This window comes from Streptomyces triticirhizae (genome assembly GCF_003696235.1).
In the GTDB taxonomy this organism is placed as follows: Bacteria; Actinomycetota; Actinomycetes; order Streptomycetales; family Streptomycetaceae; genus Streptomyces; species Streptomyces triticirhizae.
The window spans coordinates 1-18156 of record NZ_RFFJ01000129.1; the positions used below are offsets into that span (position 1 = coordinate 1).

8 protein-coding genes are annotated in these 18156 nt (G+C 74.0%); 4 read left to right on the forward strand and 4 right to left on the reverse strand.

Annotated elements, in window-relative coordinates; all coding sequences use genetic code 11:
- Window positions 1-126: 126 nt before the first annotated feature.
- The 4 genes from leuS to EBN88_RS20400 form a co-directional block, all read right to left on the reverse strand.
- Complete coding sequence (leuS, locus tag EBN88_RS20385; protein ID WP_122185357.1) at window positions 127-2973, reverse strand: leucine--tRNA ligase; 2847 nt, start codon at window positions 2971-2973, stop codon at window positions 127-129.
- A gap of 233 nt (window positions 2974-3206) precedes the next feature.
- Window positions 3207-4106 (reverse strand): SDR family NAD(P)-dependent oxidoreductase, encoded by a 900-nt coding sequence (locus tag EBN88_RS20390; RefSeq protein WP_122185358.1) that lies wholly within the window; start codon window positions 4104-4106, stop codon window positions 3207-3209.
- Between the two features lie 238 nt (window positions 4107-4344).
- Window positions 4345-4851, reverse strand: coding sequence for a nuclear transport factor 2 family protein (locus tag EBN88_RS20395; RefSeq protein ID WP_122185359.1), 507 nt, complete (start codon window positions 4849-4851; stop codon window positions 4345-4347).
- 92 nt (window positions 4852-4943) lie between these two features.
- Window positions 4944-6332, reverse strand: a complete 1389-nt coding sequence (locus EBN88_RS20400) for an NAD(P)/FAD-dependent oxidoreductase (RefSeq protein ID WP_199742424.1) — start codon at window positions 6330-6332, stop codon at window positions 4944-4946.
- A gap of 597 nt (window positions 6333-6929) precedes the next feature.
- Here EBN88_RS20400 and EBN88_RS32010 point away from each other — a divergent pair.
- From EBN88_RS32010 to EBN88_RS20420, 4 genes are all read left to right on the forward strand, one after another.
- Entirely contained in the window at window positions 6930-8495 is a 1566-nt protein-coding gene (locus tag EBN88_RS32010; protein WP_122185360.1) for an acyltransferase domain-containing protein, read from the forward strand.
- 44 nt (window positions 8496-8539) lie between these two features.
- Window positions 8540-14626 carry an SDR family oxidoreductase gene (locus tag EBN88_RS20410; RefSeq protein WP_122185361.1) on the forward strand — a complete coding sequence of 2029 codons (6087 nt, stop codon included), beginning with the start codon at window positions 8540-8542 and terminating at the stop codon, window positions 14624-14626.
- Window positions 14623-16029 (forward strand): cytochrome P450, encoded by a 1407-nt coding sequence (locus EBN88_RS20415; protein WP_158621453.1) that lies wholly within the window; start codon window positions 14623-14625, stop codon window positions 16027-16029. Before EBN88_RS20410 ends, EBN88_RS20415 begins: the two co-directional genes overlap by 4 nt.
- A partial coding sequence (locus EBN88_RS20420; RefSeq protein ID WP_122185362.1) for a KR domain-containing protein occupies window positions 16022-18156 on the forward strand: 2135 nt, incomplete at its 3' end. The genes EBN88_RS20415 and EBN88_RS20420, both read left to right, overlap by 8 nt.

Sequence of the window (18156 nt, forward strand, 5' to 3'; positions counted from 1 at the left end):
CCCGGCCCGGAAGCGGCCCGCCGCCCCACCCGGCCCGGAAGCGGCGCCGGCGGCGAGCCGCCGCCGCCCCCGCCAAGCCGGGGCGGCTTGGCGGGGGCGGCTGGCTGGGCGGCTTGGCGGGGCCGCTCAGGCCGGGACGATGTTGACCAGCTTGGGCGCGCGGACGATCACCTTGCGGATGTCCGCGCCGGCCAGCGCGGCGACCACCGCCGGTTCGGCCAGCGCCCGTTCCTCCAGTTCGGACTCGCCGACGCTCGGCGCGACCTCCAGCCGCGCCCGCACCTTGCCGCGCACCTGGACCACACACGTCACCGTCCGGTCCGCCAGATACGCCGGGTTGGCCAGCGGGAAGCGCTCGTGCGCCACGCTCGGCTCGTGCCCCAGCCGCTGCCACAGCTCCTCCGCGACATGCGGCGCCAGCGGCGCGATCAGCAGCACCAGCGTCTCCGCCGTGCTCCTGGGCACCTCGCGCAGCTTGGTGACGTGGTTGTTCAGCTCGGTGATCCGGGCGATCGCCGTGTTGAAGCGCAGCTGGTCCAGGTCCTGGGCGACGGCGTGAATCGTCTTGTGGGTGATCCGCAGGGTCTCCTCGTCGGGCTCGGCGTCCACGACGGTGACCTCGCCGGTCTCCTCGTCCAACACGTTCCGCCAGATCCGCTGCAACAACCGGTACTGGCCGACCACGGCCCGCGTCTCCCACGGCCGCGACACGTCCAGCGGCCCCATCGCCATCTCGTACAGGCGCAGCGTGTCGGCGCCGTAGGCGACGAAGATCTCGTCCGGGGAGATGACGTTCTTCAGGGACTTGCCGATCTTGCCGATCTCCCGGCTGACCCGCTCGCCGCCGTGGAAGTACGCGCCGTCGCGCTCCTCCACCTCGGCCGCCGGCACCGGGAAGCCCCGGGCGTCGCGGTAGACGTACGCCTGGATCATGCCCTGGTTGAACAGCTTGTGGTACGGCTCGGGCGAGGAGACGTGCCCCAGGTCGAACAGCACCATCTGCCAGAAGCGCGCGTACAGCAGGTGCAGCACCGCGTGCTCGGCTCCTCCGATGTACAGGTCGACGCCGCCGGTGGCCAGGCCCTCGCGGGGCGCCATCCAGTAGGACTCGACCTCGGGGTCGACCAGCCTCTCGGAGTTGCGCGGGTCCAGGTAGCGCAGGTGGTACCAGCAGGAACCCGCCCAGTTGGGCATGGTGTTGGTCTCCCTGCGGTACCGCTTGGGCCCGTCGCCCAGGTCCAGGGTGACGTTCGTCCACTCCTCGTTCCTGGACAGCGGGGTCTCCGGCTGGGTGTCGGAGTCCTCGGGCTCGAAGGTGCGCGGGGAGTAGTTCTCCACCTCGGGCAGTTCCAGCGGCAGCATGGAGTCCGGCAGCGCGTGGGCGACGCCGTCCTCGTCGTAGACGATGGGGAACGGCTCGCCCCAGTACCGCTGCCGGCTGAACAGCCAGTCCCGCAGCCGGTAGGTGACGGTGCCCTCGCCCAGCCCGGTGGACTCCAGCCAGGCGGTGGTGCGGACCTTGGCCTCGGGAACGCTCAGCTCGTTCAACGACAGGGCGTCGTTGGCCGAGTTGATCAACGTGGCCTCGTAGGAGGTGAACGAGTCCGCCCAGGTGTCGGGGTCGGGGTCCCGGCCGTCGGTGGGCGCGACGACGCAGCGGATCGGCAGGTGGAAGGCGCGGGCGAACGCGAAGTCGCGGGCGTCGTGCGCCGGGACGGCCATGATCGCGCCGGTGCCGTAGCCGACCAGCACATAGTCGGCGACGAAGACGGGGATGCGCTCGCCGTTGGCCGGGTTGGTGGCGAACGCGCCGGTGAAGACGCCGGTCTTCTCGCGGGCGTCGGACTGCCGTTCGACGTCGGACTTGGCGCCGGCCTGTCGCCGGTAGGCGGCCACGGCCTCGGCCGGGGTGGCGTGCCCGCCGGTCCACTCCGCACGGGTGCCCTCGGGCCAGGCGGCCGGCACCACGTCGTCGACCAGCGGGTGTTCCGGCGCCAGCACCAGATAGGTGGCACCGAACAGGGTGTCCTGCCGGGTGGTGAACACCGAGACCGCGCGCCCCTGTTCGGGGTCGCCGATCCCGAACGTGATCCGCGCGCCCTCGGAGCGGCCGATCCAGTTCCGCTGCTGGGTCTTGATGGCCTCGGGCCAGTCGACCGTGTCCAGTCCGCTCAGCAGCCGCTCGGCGTAGGCGGTGATCCGCATGTTCCACTGGCGCAGCGTGGACCTGAAGACCGGGAAGTTGCCGCGCTCGGAGCGGCCGTCGGCGGTGACCTCCTCGTTGGCCAGCACGGTCCCCAGGCCCGGGCACCAGTTGACGGGCGCCTCGGAGGCGTAGGCCAGCCGGTACTCGCCCAGCAGCTCGGCGCGTTCGACGGCGGACAGCTCGTCCCAGGGGCGCCCGTCGGGCGTCTTGCGCTCCCCGGAGGCGAACGCGGCGATCAGCTCGTCGATCGGCCGGGCGCGGCCCTGCTCGGCGTCGTACCAGGAGTTGAAGATCCGCAGGAAGATCCACTGCGTCCAGCGGTAGTACTCCGGGTCGATGGTGGCGAACGAGCGCCGCTCGTCGTAGCCCAGGCCCAGCCGGCGCACCTGGCGGCGGTAGGTCTCGATGTTGGCCTCGGTGGAGACCCGGGGGTGGGTGCCGGTCTGCACGGCGTACTGCTCGGCGGGCAGCCCGAACGCGTCGTAGCCCAGCGCGTGCAGCACGTTGTGGCCGGTCATCCGCTGGTAGCGGGCGTAGACGTCGGTGGCGATGTAGCCCAGCGGGTGGCCCACGTGCAGCCCGGCGCCCGAGGGGTAGGGGAACATGTCCATCACGAACTTCTTGGGCCGGGCGGCCACCTCGGGGTCGTCCGCCAGGTCGCCCGTGGGGTTGGGCGCCTCGAAGGTGCCGTGCTCCGCCCAGAAGTCCTGCCAGCGTGCCTCGATCCTCGCTGCCAGCGCGGCGTCGTACCTGTGTGTCTCGCTCATCGTCCTCGAAGTCCTCAAAGCCTCGTCGGTCCTGTGCTGGCTGGTACCCGCCCACGAAAAAGCCCCTCGCACAGGAGGGGCTGGCCGCGCCGGCGTCGTGTCGTTGTCGCTCAGCGCGGCCGGAGAAGAAGGAGGCGTACGGCACGCATGGGAGACAGGGTAGCGCACTCGGCCGCCACCCACGGTGGCGTTGCCCGGCCCCGGCGGCCGGGGAAGGGCCGCCCCTGGCGGCGTCACGGCACCGGGAACTGGCGGCGGACGAACGCGTCGAACGCCCGGTCGGGCAGCACCCGGCGCAGCTGGATCGTGGTGCGGGCCAGCAGCCCGACGCGGTAGCGGGCGCGGGGTCGGCGGGCGTCGGCCGCCCGGACGACGGCCCGCGCCACGTCCTCGGGCTCCACCAGCAGGGAGCCGGCGAGCGAGCGTCGCCCGTCCCGGCCGCCGGCGAAGACCGTCGCGTAGTAGGCGGCGCTGCGGCGGCGGAAGTCGTCGTAGGGTCCCTCGTCGCCCTCTCCCGGCCGGGGGCCGCCGGCGGCCCGGGGGTCCTGGAAGCCGGCGACGAAGCGTTCGCCGAAGCGGGTGCGCACCGGGCCGGGTTCGATCACCACCACCCGCACGCCGAACGGGGCCACCTCCAGGCGCAGCGCGTCGCTGAACGCCTCCAGGGCGTGCTTGGAGGCGTGGTAGAACGCGCCGCCCGGCACGGCGTAACGGCCGAAGATCGACGAGATGTTGACCACGGTGCCCCGGCCCCGGGCGCGCATCCCGGGCAGCGCGAGCTGGGTCAGCCGGGCGGCGCCGAAGAGGTTGGTCTCGAACTGTTCGCGCGCCGCCTGGACGCTCTCCTCCTCGACGGGCCCGGTCAGGCCGTAGCCGGCGCAGTTGACCAGGGTGGCCACGGCGCCCTCGGCGGCGGTGACCTCGGCGAGGGCGGCGGCCATCGACGCCTCGTCGGTGACGTCGAGGGCCAGCGGACGCGGGCCCTGAGCGGCGAGGTCGGCCAGGGTCTCGGGGCGGCGGGCCGTGGCGTAGACCGTGTGGCCGGCGCGGTGCAGCGCCAGGGCGGTGGCCCGGCCGATGCCGGACGAGCAGCCGGTGACGAGTGCGGCGCTGGGCCGCTGGTCGGTCGGCACGTGGCGCTCCCGTCGTCGGGTTCTCTCGGGTGAACGAAGGCAGGGGAACGAAGGCAGGGGAACGAAGGCAGGGGAACGAAGGCGGGTCAACGGGTGGGCGGCGGGGGCCCGTTGGGGGCGCGTCTCCCGAACGTCGGGGGCGGCCGGGCCGGGCCCCCGGTCCCCGGCCCGGCCTGTCCAGGCCGACGGTGGCGGCAACCGGGTGCCGCCGCCCGTCAGTTGGCGCGCCGCCGCGCGGTCAGCGGTCGCCCGAGCCCGCGCCGGTGCCGGCACCGGCGTCCACGTCCGCGTCCGCGTCGGTGATCGGCGCCGCGTGGGCCTCCTCCGTGCCGTGCGCGGCGACCACGTCCAGCGCGCGTCGCAGCCGCTGGAGGTCCTCCATGGTGCTGACCTCGGTGATCCTCCCCCACCGCATCCGCAGGAACTGGTGGATGTCGTTGGTGTAGGTCCCGCCGTCCGGCAGCGGCGCGGTGATCACCGCGTGCAGCGCCACCGTGGTGCGCCAGGGCCAGCCGCGCACCAGGACGTCGCGCACGTCGAACGTGCCGCCGGGGATCAGCCGGAAGACCCGTTCCCACCACAGCCTCATCGCCGGCAGCGTGGTGCGCGTCCCGCCCAGCGCGTGCTCGCCGTGGAAGTGGTACCGGAAGGTGGGGGCCAACGAGTCCAACACGGGTTGGTAGTCGCCCTCGTTGATCCGGCGGAAGGTGGCGCGGACCCTGGCCGCGACGACGGTGTGGTACACGGGTGCTTCCTTAACTTCGCTGTCGGGCGCCGTCCGTGGGGCCGGGCGTGGGCCCGGTGGGGTCGGCGACGCTCACGACGGGGTGGGGGCGTTCACGACGGGGTGGGGGCGTTCACGACGGGTGGGGCGGGTGGCGCGGTGGCCAGATAGGAACCGAGCGGCCCCAGCCGGCCGTTGACGAGGCGTTGGCCGAGGCCGCGCGCGAGGCGGGTGCGCCCGGCGGGGCCGCCGACCAGGGCGCGCAGCGCGCGCAGTCGCCAGTGTGTCAGCTCGGCGCCCTGCGGTCCGGTCAGCAGCCGCGCCATGGAGTCGATCGAGAAGAACTCCTGCGGGTAGGTGGTCTGCGCGAAGAGCCCGGAGAGCCCGGCGGCGTGCCACTCGCTGCGGGTGGCCGCGTCCAGGAGTTGGAGAACGTCGGCCGGGTAGTCGTCGAGGCTCGCGAAGTCGCAGGTGTACTCGTAGAACGGGCGGCTGGCCGCGTCGCGGCGGCGCTGGTAGTCGGCGAGCGCCTCGGCCATCGGCCGGGCGCCGCTGAGCCCGTCGTGCAGCGCCTCGGCGAGGAAGTCGGCGGCGCGGGTGGCCTCGGTGATGCCGGAGGCGGTGCAGGGGTCGCGGCTGTAGCCGGCGTCGCCGACCAGGGCCCAGCCGGGGCCGTGCGCGGTGCGGAAGAAGTTGGGCACGGAGCCGCTCATCCAGCGCTCGGCCCGCTCGGCGTCGCGCAGCCGCGCGGCGAAGGCGGGCGCGATCTCGTCGAAGGCCGGTAGGAACACCTCGTCGGCGCCGCCGGGCAGCCTCCTGAAGTCGGCCGTGCGCCAGGCCATGCCGACCAGCACCAGGTTGTCGTTGGTGGGCCAGGCGAAGGCGTACTTGTGGTTCGCGCGGAACGTCGGCACGTCCTTGACGGCGAGCCCGGCGAAGTAGCTCCAGTAGCTGGTCAGCAGCGGCGGGCGGGTGTGGTACTCGGTGGCGCCGACGAGTTGGGCGACGCGGGAACGGGTGCCGTCGGCGCCCACCACCACGGTGGCGCGCTCCTCGACGACGGTGCCCTCCTTGGTGCGGCCCCGGACGCCGACCACGGTGCCGTCGGGCTCGGTGAGCAACTCCTGGACGGAGACGCCCTCCCGCAGCTCGGCGCCGGCGGCGACGGCCGCGCGCACCAGGATGTCGTCGAGGACCCGGCGGCGCGGCGCGTAGGCGACGTCCACGTCGCCGGCGGGCGGCAGCGGCGCCATCAGGTCGACGGGGCCGCACTCCAGGCCGTACTCGTGGATCGGCGGGCAGCCGGTGGCGCGGAGTTCGTCGAGCAGGCCCCAGCGTGCCAGGCGCATGATGGCCGGCGGGTGCACCAGGTGGGTGGAGAGCGGGCTGTCGCTGGGGAAGGTGGCGCGGTCCAGCAGCAGCACCCGGTGCCCCCGGCGGGCCAGGAGCATCGCCGTCGGCGAACCGGCGCAGCGAGCGCCCACCACGATCACGTCATACATCGCGCCTCTTCCCCAGCGCTGTTCTCCAACGCTGTTCCCCGCGCTGTGCTGTCCCCCACGGCGTCTCCCGAAGGATTTCGTCGGAGGCTACGCAACACGGAACTGCCAAAGCCATGGTGCTGACCACTTGCTGTCAGGGGACTGTTCGGAAACCCGGCCGGGCGGCGGCGGAGAGCGGCGCTCCGCCCGACCCTTGTTGAATATCGGGTCCCGGTTTATGACAGAACCGCGATAAAAGAAACCTTGCGCTTACCTGAGGGCTGACGCGACACCCGCTACACGACAGTACGCGTCCGATCGAACACTGAGGGCGAGCAAGGGTGGTGAAGTTCCCTGCGGCGACGGCCTGACAGGGAGTTGCCACTTTGATTGACAGCGCTCGGCGGCGGCGCCCACGATGCGGATGATTCTTCGGTGGAGTGCGGCACGGGGGCGCGCCGATTCCGGCCGGTATCCGCCCGTGCCGCGCGCGGGTGCCCTTTCTGTCGTCACCGGGTGAGTTCCCGTCTGAATCAGCGCCGAACGGGCGCGGGATTCCACCCGTCGTCACCGGTCCACCGGTCGCCGAGAGGGCGGCCGGAACATCTTGGGGGTTTTATGTCTCTCGCACGGACCACTCTGTTGTTTCCCGGTCAGGGCGGCTGGGCGCCGGGCGTGCTGGCCCGGCTGGCGGACCGTTCCGCCGTCGTCGATGAGGTCGTCGAGACGGTCGCCACCGTCGCCGGCGAGGAACTCGACGTCGACCTCGGGGCGTTGCTGACCGACCGGACGACCGACCTCCCGACGCTGCTGCGCACCTCGCCCGAGCTGCTCCAGGTGGCGATCTTCGCCGGCTCGGTGGCCGCCGCGCAGGCGCTGCGCAAGGACGGGGTGACCGCGGCCCTGCACATCGGCCACAGCTTCGGCGAGATCGCCGCGCTGACCGCCGCCGGCGCCTGCTCCGTCGAGGACGGCACCCGGATCGTGGCGCACCGGGTCCGCGCGCTGGCCGCGCTGGAGGGCGCGGACGGCATGATGCTGGCGGTGCGCACCAACCGGGAGCGCGCCGAGGGCCTGTTGACCTTCCTGGGCGAGGAGTCGGTCGCGGTGGCCGGCGTCAACGCCGAGCGCCAGGTGGTGATCTCGGGCGCGACCGAGCCGATGCGGGTGGCGCGGGAGCTGCTGCGCCGGGCCGGCGTCCCGGCGACGCGCCTGGAGACCCCGCACCCCTTCCACAGCCCGGTGTTGGCGGACGCCGTCGACGGCTTCGCCGCCGCGCTGGCCGACATCCGCTGGACCACCCCGGACGTGCCGGTCCACTCCCCCATCCTGGGCCGCCGCTACGAGGAGGGCGACGACTTCGCCGCGCTGCTGGCGAGCCACCTGGTCACCCCGTTCGACTTCCCCGAGGCGCTGCGGCGGGCCCGCGAGGAGGGCACCGAGCTGTTCGTCGAGTGCGGCGGGCGGCAGGTGCTGACCGACCTGGTGGGCACGGTGCTCGACGAGGAGTCGGGGTGGACGGCGGTCGCCGTGGACGAGAGCGGCCGGCGCGGCACCTCGCTGGACGACATCGTGCGGCTGGCCAACGGCGGGAACGAGCGGCTGCGTTCGGCCGTGCGGCATCTGCTGGGCGACGACGCGACCGAGTTCGACCGCTTCTGGCGCTCGGAGGGCATCGCCACGCTGCGCGCCATCCGGCAGTCCTACGACCGGTTCACCGGCAGGGAGGTCGTGCCCGAGCTGGCCGAGCCGGTCGCGGAGCCCGTCGCCGAGGCCGTCGGGGAGGCGGGGCCCGTCGTGGAGGCCGCGCCCGTCGTCGAGGCGGCGCCACTGGCCACGCTCGCCGCCGTTCCCGCCGTTCCCGCCGTGCCCGCGCCGGCGACCGCCCCGGCCGCCGCGCCCACGCGGCAGCTGGACCGGGCCACGGTGCTGGCCGAGTTGGCCGAGCTGTACGGGACCGCGCTGGAGTACCCGAGCGAGGTGTTCACGGAGGACGTGCTGCTGGAGGCCGACCTCGGCGTGGACTCGGTCAAGCAGACCGACCTGCTGGGCCGCGTCGCCAAGCAGTACCAACTCCCGCCGCAGCCGGCCGAGTTCAACATCTCCGACTACGCCACCTTCGGCCGCGTCGCCGACATGGTGCTCCAGGCCGGGGGCGACGCGAGCGCCCCGGCAGCCGCCTGAGGCATTCGCCCCCATCGAGACTCCCGACGAGCGAGACAGGCATCATGCAGCGATTCAGTGGCAGGACCGCCCTGGTCACCGGAGGGGCCCGAGGCATCGGCCGGATCATCACGACCCGACTGGCCGAACTCGGCGCCCATGTCATCGTCAACTGCTTCCACTCCTACGCGGCGGCCAAGGCGCTCCGCTCCGAACTCGCGGAGCGTGGCCTGTCGATCGAGATCGTCCGGGCCTCGGTGGGCCGCCGTGAGCAGGTGGAGCGGATGTTCGACGAGATCGGGCAGCGCCACGACCGGCTGGACTTCCTGGTGAACAACGCCGCGACCGGCAGCTTCAGCCGGGTCGCCGAGACGACGGACGAGGCGTTCGACCGTTCCCTCGACGTCAACCTCAAGGGCGCGCTGTGGTGCGCCCAGCGGGCCGAGCCGCTGATGCGGGCGGCCGGCGGCGGGGCGATCGTCAACCTGTCCTCGCTGGGCGCGGGCCTGGCCGTCGGCAACTACGTCACGGTCGGCACGGCCAAGGCCGCCGTGGAGTCGCTCACCCGCTATCTCGCCGTCGAGTTCGCGGCGGGCGACATCCGGGTCAACACCGCCTCGGGCGGGCTGATCGAGGGCGAGGTCGCCGGCCTCTTCCCCAGCCCGGAGGAGATGGACCGGCAGGTCAGGCGGAACACCCCGCTGGGGCGGCTGGGCCGGCCCGAGGAGTTGGCCGAGGTGGTGCTCTTCCTGCTGTCGGAGCAGGCGAGTTGGATCACCGGCCAGACCATCGTCGCCGACGGCGGCCTCTCGCTGGGCGGGGCGATGCTCACCCCGCCCAGCCACTGGCACCCCAGGAAAGAGGAGCCCGGGAACGGGAAGCTTGGGATCGGGAAGCTTGGGAACGAGGGGGAGCGACCGGCCCCCGAGGCGGCGCCCGAGGCGAGGCCGGAGCCGAGGCCGCAGGCGCGCGAGACCGCGCCGCGCGCCGCGCTGAGCGTCAACGAGCCGGCGCCCGCGCTCCCCACCCCGACGGCGTCCGTCGCGCCCTCAGACGACGTGCTGGCCGCCGAGCGCGCCACCATCGCCGTCGTCGGCATGGGCCTGGTGGTGCCGGGCGCCAACAACCCGGACGAGTTCTGGCGGCTGCTGGCCGACGGGCCGGAACTCCTCGACGGCGACCGGCCCGACCGGTTCCGCAGCGAGGCGTTCTACTCGGACGACACCGACGCCGAGGACAAGACCTACCAGGTGCGCTCCGGCTATGTGGACGACTATGTCCCGCACCCGCGCCTCGCCGCCGAGTTGGGCGAGGACCGCCGGACCACCGACTACACCACCCAGTGGTTCCGGCACGCCGTCTACGAGGCGCTCGACGGGGTGCGGCTGCCCGCCGGCGACCGGCTGTCCTGCGTCATCGGCTACACCGCCGACGGCAACCAGCACCTGGAGGAGGTCCTGGTCACCGACAGCCTGCTGGAGGACCTGGACCGCGCCGGGGTCGCCGCCGGCTGGGACGCGGCCCGCCGCGCCCGGCTGCTCGGCGAGGCCAGGAGCGCGCTGGAGGACCACTACCCGCTGCACCGCGCCCCGTTGACCACCCTGCTCCCCTACCAGGTGGGCAACCGTTCCATCGCCGGGCTGCTGCCCGACGGCACCGAGACGCTGATGGTGGACACCGCCTGCTCCTCCGCGCTCTACGCCGTGGACATCGCGATCAAGGGCATCCTGGAGGGCCGGCACGACGCGGCCGTCTGCGGCGGCAGCTTCGCCGTCGGGCCGCGCAACGCGGTGCTCTTCGCCAAGCTGCACGGCCTGTCGGTCAGCGGCCGGCTGCGCCCGCTGGACCGGGACGCCGACGGCGTGCTGTTCTCCGACGGCGCGGCGGCCGTCACCCTCAAGCGCCTGGACCTGGCGCGCCGCGACGGGGACCGCGTCCTGGGCTATGTCTCCGCCATCGGCACCTCGTCCGACGGCAAGGGCAAGGCCATCTACGCCCCCAACACGGCCGGCCAGAAGCTCGCCATCGAGCGGGCCCTGGCCAAGGCGCCCGACCCGGAGCGCCGGCCCGACTGGGTCGTCGCGCACGCCACCGGCACGCCGGCCGGCGACCTGTGCGAGATCACCAGCATCCGACAGACCATGTCCGGCACCACGCCGACCTATGTGACCTCCAACAAGTCCCTGATCGGGCACACCGGTTGGGCCGCCGGCGTGGTCTCGTTGATCCAGGTGCTCCAGAGCTTCGAGAAGAACACCATCCTGCCGCAGCACCACTTCGCCCAGAGCCCCGACGCCTACGGGCTGGACGAGGCCGGGCTGCGGGTGCCGACCGAGCCGGTCGCCTGGCCGGCCGACCCCGAACGGGCCCGGGTCGCCTCGGTCTCCGGGTTCGGATTCGGCGGCACCAACGCCCATCTGATGGTGCAGGACCGGCCGGCCGCCCAGCCGCTCCCGCCCGCCGCCGACCCCTCCGGCGCCCGGGCCCGCGACGAGGAGATCGTCGTCACCGCCTGGTCCGCGCACGTGCCGGGCCTCGACGGCACCGACGCGGTCCGCGCCTGGCTCGACGGAACGGGCCCCGCGCCGGCGACCACCTTCGGCGCCGCCTACGACTACGCCGGAATGGGGCTGCGGATGCCCCCGAAGGTGCTGCGCACCCTGGACCGCTGCCAGCTGATGGTGCTGCGCTGCGCCCAGGAGCTGAAGGAGGTCTTCGGCGAGGCGCTGTGGGACCAACACCGCGCCAGCACCGGGGTCTTCCTCGGCCACATGGGCCCGACCCGGCACGCGGTGCTCTACGGCAAGCGCTGCCACCTCGACAACGCGCTGACCGCGCTGGGCCGGCTGCCGGCCGACGTGGCGCTCGACGAGCGGCTGACCGCCGCGCTGCGGGAGGCGGTCCGCGAGGGCGTCCAGCCGTCCAACGAGGACTCGTTCCCCGGGATCATGCCCAACGTCATCCCGGCGCGGGTCGCCAACTACTTCAACCTCAACGGGCCCAACCTCACCGTCGACCTGGGCTTCGGCTCCGCGCTCGGCTCCTTCGAGGTGGGCGCCCGCTACCTGCGCGCGCACGACGTGGACGTGGCGCTGGTCGGCGGCGTCAACGGCAACTCGACCGGGGTGATGACCCGGCTCGCCGCCGAGCTGCTCGGCGCGCCGGAGGTCCAACTCGCCGAGGGCGCCTTCATGTTCGCGCTGATGCGGCGCGCCACCGCCGAGGCCGCCGGGCTGCCGGTGCTGGCCACGCTCGGCCGGCTGACCAGGGACGCCACCCACGGCGGCCGGGGCACCTTCCCGGCCGGCGCCGCGCATCCGCGCCAGGACGCGCCGCGCTATCTGGGCGCGGACTCCGCCGTGGCGGTGCTGCGCGCGCTGCGCCGCGCCGAGACGGCGGGCGACGCCCGCGCCCGGGTCGTCGCCGGCGACGCGCCCGGCGAGCCCGAGCTGTCGCTCGAACTGCGCTTCGCCGAGGAGCCGGCGCGGCCCGCCGAGCCGGCGGCGGACGCCGACCTGGTGCGGCGCCATGTCTCCCACTGGGAGCCGACCGTCAACGACCGGGTCCGCCCGGCGGCCGAGGCGCTGCCGGCCGACGCCGTGGTGCTCACCGGAACGCCCGAGCTGCTCGGCGCGTTGGGCACCAGGCCCGGCGACCCGCTGGTGCTCTCGACCGTGCCGACCGAGGGCGTGCGCCGGCGCGTGCTGGGCGAGATCACCCGCGCCTCGGTGCGCGCCGCGCTCGGCGAGGCGGCGGAGGACATCGGCCATGTGCGGCTGCTGACCGACCTGTCCGCGCCGGCCGAGGCCGACGCCGCGCTGGACGCCGACCCCGAGCCCTACTTCCGGCTCCAGGACGCGCTCTTCCTCACCCTCCAGGTGTGCGAGCCGGCGCTGCGCGCCCGCCGGGGCACGGTGCTGGCCTCGTTCGCCCGCGCCTTCGACGAGCGGCGCTGGGTGGCGCACCCGTTCTCCGGCCTGTTCACCGGGCTGCTGAAGAGCGCCTCGCTGGAGCTGTCCGGCCTGGTGGTCGCTGGCGTGCTCAGCACGGGCGACCAACTGCCGCAGCTGTTGGAGGAGTTGGTAGACGAGTCGCGGGCCACCCAGCTGCTTCCGGTGACCGTGCGGGCCCGCGGGCTGCGGCACACCCTGGTCACCGAGGAGGCGCCGGCGCCAGGACCGGGCCCGCTGCCGCCGCTGACCGCCGACAGCGTGGTGGTGGCCACCGGCGGCGGCCGGGGCATCACCTCCGAGCTGCTCAAGGCCGTCGCCGAGCGCTACCGGCCGGTGATCTACGCCCTGGGCACCAAGCCGGTCGCCGAGCTGACCGAGCGGATCAACGGCTACGGCGGGCCCGAGGCGCTGCCCAGCCGGGTGACGTTCCTGCGCGAGGCCATGGCCGCCCAACCGGGCCGCCCGGTGCGGGAGATCTCCCACGAGTACGAGCAGCTGTCCGGCGCGGCCGAGATCCTGCGCAACCTCGCCGCCATGGAGCGCCACTGCGGCCCCGGCCGGGTCCACTACCTGCGGGCCGACGTCCTCGACCCCGAGCGGCTGACCGCCGCCTTCGACCGGATCGAGCGCGAGCGGGGCGCCGTGGACCTGCTGATCCACGCCGCCGGCGTCAACCGGGCCGGGGCGCTGGCCACCAAGCCGCTGGAGCACTTCCGCGAGGTGCGCGCGATCAAGGCCGGCGGCTACCTCAACCTGCGGCGCGCGCTGCGCGGCCGGCTGCCGCGCACCTGGTGCAGCTTCGCCTCGCTGATCGGCCTGACCGGGCAGCTCGGCGAGACCGACTACGCCGCCAGCAACGACTTCCTGGGCACCGCCGCGCTCCACAACACGGTCGCGGGGCAGGGCGAGTTCGCCATCGGCTGGACGCTGTGGAAGGAGGTCGGGATGGCGTCGAGCGAGGTGCACCAGTCGTTCTTCAGCGACGGCGAGATGGCCAACGTCCTGACCCAGATGCCCACGGCCGAGGGCGTGCGGCACTTCCTCGCCGAGCTGGAGGCCGGCGAACGGGCGCCCGTCACCCACCACCTGGGCGACGTGGAGCGCGCCGCGATGGAGCAGATGATCCCCGGCTACTTCGCGCCCCGGCGCGCGCCGGGCGTGCCGGCCGGCCACCAGAACGGCGGCGCACGCGGCCGGTTCTATATCGACCGGGTCGTGCGCGAGGGCGACCGTTCCCTGACCGTGGAGCGACAGTTCGACGAGCGGGACGGCTACCTTCGCGACCACACGGTGCGCGGTGTGCCGACGCTCCCCGGCTGCTTCGTGACCGAACTGGCCGCCGAGGCCGCCCTGGAGCTGGTGCCCGAGCTGACGGTGGTCGGCTTCCGCGACATCACCTTCGACCACTTCCTGCGGCTGGGCGGCGCCACCGACCGCAGCCCCCGCCGGATCACCGCGACGCTCCAGCGCCGCGACGCCGGCAGGGCCGTGGTCGCCGTGCGCGTCACCGGCGACGTGCTCTCCCCGCAGGGCGTCGTCCTGGTCCGCGACAAGCAGCACTTCAGCGCCACCGTCGTGCTCGCCGACTCGCACCCGCCGGCGCCCACCTGGTCGCCCTGGCCGACGGCCGACGAGACGCCGATCATGGACCCGTACCACGCCGAGGGCGCCTCGGTGTACCTCGGGGGCGCGTTCGTCACCACCGCCGAGACCCGCCTCCACCCGCTGGGCAAGCGCGCCCGCTACACCGCGCCGGTCGGCCCCGGCACGGTCTACGAACGGTTCCTGGTGCCGGGCCTGATGCTCGACGGGATGGCCAGGCTGGCCGTCCTCGAACTGGTCCAGGGCCGCTACATCCCGGTCGCCGCGCCCAGCGGCATCCGCCGGATCGACCTCTATGTCCCGGACAACGACGTGGAGTTGGGGCAGCGCGGCGTGCCGATCGAGCTGTCGGCGACGCCACGCGGGCTGCTGCTGGAGGGATCGGGCCTCGCCAGCCGGTTCACCGCGACCCTGCCGGACGGGCGGATGCTGCTCCAGATGCAGGACGTCTCCGGCTTCGCGCTCGGCTATATCGACTCCCACACCGGCCGCCATGTGGACCGGGCCACCGTCGAGAACGCGGCGACCGCCGAGAACGCCGCGAACGCCGCCGACGCCACGCCAGAACCCCACCGGATCGGAGCGCTGCCGCTGTGACCACCACCTCCACGCCGCCGTCGCACGGCACCGCCGCCGCCGAAGGGCCCCGCATCGCGCCGGGCCCGCGCGGGAAGCCCGGCTTCGGCTCGCTCGTTCCCTACCGCAGGGACCCCGCGCAGTTCCTGCTGCGGCTCCAGCGCGACCACGGCCAGCTCAGCCGGATGAGGATGGGCCCCTACACCGTTCACCTGGCCACCTCGCCGGACGCGGTGCGGCGGGTGCTGGTCGAGAACCAGGCCAACTATGTGCGGGGCAAGCTCTACGAACAGTTCCGGCTGGTGATGGGCACCGGGCTGCTCACCTCCGACGGGCGCGCCTGGCGCGGCCACCGCAGGGCGGTGCAGCCGGCGTTCGCCCGCAGCGCGATCGAGGCGATCGTCCCCAACGTGGTCGAGGCGACGAGCGAGATGCTGGCCCGCTGGGAGGCGGCCGAGCGCGCCGGCGAACCCGTGGACCTGGTCGCCGAGATGATGCGGCTGACCCTGGTCACCCTCAGCCGTTCCCTCTTCGGCTACGACATCAGCGCCCGCACCGCGCTGATGAAGGAGGTCGTGGACGACAGCATCGAGGTGATGTTCCCGCACGGCTATGTCTCCGAGATGCTGCCCACCTGGCTGCCGACCTCCCGCAACCGGCTGATCCGGAGGAACCGCCGGATCTACGACGAGGTGGTGGCCGACATCAGGGCCAACCACGCGGCGACCGGGGAGGGCGTGCTGGTGCGGCTCGCCGAGGAGGCGCGCGACCCGGAGACCGGCGAGCCGTGGAGCGACACGGAGATCCGCGACGAGCTGCTCACCATCTATCTCGCCGGGCACGAGACGACGGCCACCGCCGCCTGCTGGACGTTGCACTCGGTCGCCACCCACCGCTGGGTGCGGGAGGAGCTGGAGGGCGAACTGGCCAGGGCGCTGGGCGGATCGGCCCCGGACGTCGGGGAGTTGGCGACGCTGGACTACACCCGGATGGTGATCGAGGAGAGCCTGCGGCTCTACCCGCCGATCTGGCTCTACCCCAGGGACGCGGTCGAGGACGACGTGCTCGACGGCTACCACATCCCGGGCGGCAGCTCGGTGTTGCTCTCCCCGCTGGTCTCCCACCGCAACCCGGAGGTGTGGGAGAACCCGGAGGAGTTCGACCCGTCCCGGTTCACGCCCGAGGCGGCGAAGGGCCGGCCCAGGATGGCGTACTTCCCGTTCGGCGGCGGGCCCCGGATGTGCATCGGCAACCTGATGGCGACGCTGGAGCTGAAGATCATCCTGGCGATGGTCTGCCAGCGGTTCCGGCTGGAGCCGGTCCCCGGCGAACTGCTGCGCTACGGCGACTCGTTGATCTCGCTGCGGCCGATGAGCGCGATGTGGGTGCGGCTGCGGTCCCGCGAGGGCACCGACCATGGCTGAGGCCACGCCCGGTGCCGGGGAGGCGCCGATCCTGCGGCACCTGCTGGGCCTCGCCCCGCTGCCGCCCGTTCCCACGCCGCCGGCCGACGCGCTGGCCGGCCGGCGGGTGCTGGTGCTCGGCGGCGACGCCCGGTTCCGTGGCTCGGTGCGGGCCGCCGTCGCCGAGCACGGCGGCCGGCCGGTCGACTGGGACGAGAACGTCGGGGCGCCGGCCGAGCCCGGCCCCGTGGACGCCGTGATCGACGGCGGCATGGCGCCGAACACGCCTGTCGCGCCCGGGAGTTGGCACGCGGCGCTGACCCGCACCGTCACCGCGCTGCGCGGCGTCTACGCCGACTGGGCGCGGGAGACCGACGCCCGGCGGCTGCACTATCTCGCGGTGACCTGGATGGGCGGCTCCATGGGCCTGCGGCCGGCCGCCGACGCCCAGCCGCTCGGCGGGCTGTGGGCCGGGCTGGCCAAGACGCTGCCGCGCGAGTTCCCCGCCTGCGACATCCGGGTGCTTGACCTCGACCCGACGCTCGCGCCCGGCCCGCCCGCCGTCGCCGAACTGCTCGGCGGGCGGCTGCTCGAGGTGGGCCACACCGCCGAGGGGCGGGTGGCGCTGCTGGCGCACGCCACCGAGATCGACGGCAAGCCGATCGATCTCGGCCCGGACGACACCCTGTTGATGACCGGCGGCGCCCGGGGCATCGGCTTCGAGTTCGCGCTCCACGCCGCGCTGCGCACCGGCTGCCGGGTGCTGGTCAGCGGCCGCGCCACGCTCCCCGATGACCGGCCCGCCTGGCTGACGGCCTCCGACGCGGAGTTCGCCGCGCTGGAACGCCGCGCCTGGGCCGAACGCGACCCCGCCGAGCCGCTGCCCGCCGTGCGCCGCCGCATCGGCCGGATGGCCCAACTCCGCGAGATCGCCGCCAACCTGGAGCGCGCCAGCGCCGCCGGCGCCGAGATCGCCTACCACCCCTGCGAGGTGACCGAGCCGGCCCAGGTGCGGGAGCTGGTGGAACGGGCCGGGCCCGGGCTGACCGTGGTGGTGCACAACGCCGGCATCGACCTGCCAACCCGGCTGCCCGGCAAGACCGTCGAACAGGTGCGGCGGGTCGTCGGCGTCAAGGTCGACGGCTTCCTCCACCTCGTGGCGGCGCTGGGCGAACGGCCGTTGAAGATGCTCTGCGCGGTGGGCTCGCTCACCGGCCGCTACGGCGGCATGACCGGGCAGATCGACTACGCGGCGGCCAACGAGGGCCTGGCCCGGCTGGCGCTGCGCGCCGGCCACCAGCTGCCCTACCCGGTCAAGTGCCTGGCCTGGCCGACCTGGGACGGCGTCGGCCTGATCACCAACCTGGACGCCGCCGCCCGCTATATGACGCCGATCAGCGTCGCCGACGGGGTGGACGCCTGGCTGACCGAGATCACCAGGGACGGCGACGGCGAGATCTGCTTCATGGGCGAGATCGGGCTGGTCGCCCCGCAGCATCTGCGGGGCATCGCCGTGCCCTCCGACTGGCGCGGGCGCACCGCGATGCTCAGCCGGCGCTTCTTCCTGGGCGAGGTCGTCACCTACGCGCCGACCGCGACCGTGGTGACCGAGCACCGCATCGACCCGGCGTGGGCGACCTGCCTCGCCGAGGTCACGGTGCACGGCGCGCCGGCGCTGCCGCTGTCGCTGGCGCTTGAGTACCTGCGGGACGGCGCGGGCTGGCTGGTGCCGGGCGGCGAACCGGCCGCGCCCGTCGCCCTGTTGGACATCGCGGTGCGGCCGTCGGCGCTGCGGCTGAACGGCGAGGCGCTGCACCTCGTCCGCGAGGCCCGGCTGGGGCCGGAGCCGACCCGGGACCCGGCGTTCCCCGGCGTCCCGCCGCGCACCGCGCGGGTGCGGCTGCTCGCGGACGGCGAACCCGCCGCCGAGGCGACGGTGCTGCTGGCCACGGAGGCCGGGGGACCCGCCGGCGCGGCCGACGGCCGGCCGCGGGCCGGCGGCGCGGCCTGGGCCGCACCCGCCGACACCGGAGGAAGCGCCGCCGCATACGCCTGGCTGGGGCGGCTGTTGGCCGTCGGGGCGTGGGAGGCCGTCGCGGAGGGGGGCTGGCGGGCGGAGGTGACGCCCGTGCGGGCGTCCGAGTGGTT

Bases quoted from the DNA above. Each gene is read 5' to 3' on its own strand.
- leuS (WP_122185357.1), bottom strand. From the start codon at position 2,973: ATGAGCGAGACACACAGGTACGACGCCGCGCTGGCAGCGAGGATCGAG.
- EBN88_RS20400 (WP_199742424.1), bottom strand. From the start codon at position 6,332: ATGTATGACGTGATCGTGGTGGGCGCTCGCTGCGCCGGTTCGCCGACG.
- EBN88_RS32010 (WP_122185360.1), top strand. From the start codon at position 6,930: ATGTCTCTCGCACGGACCACTCTGTTGTTTCCCGGTCAGGGCGGCTGG.
- EBN88_RS20410 (WP_122185361.1), top strand. From the start codon at position 8,540: ATGCAGCGATTCAGTGGCAGGACCGCCCTGGTCACCGGAGGGGCCCGA.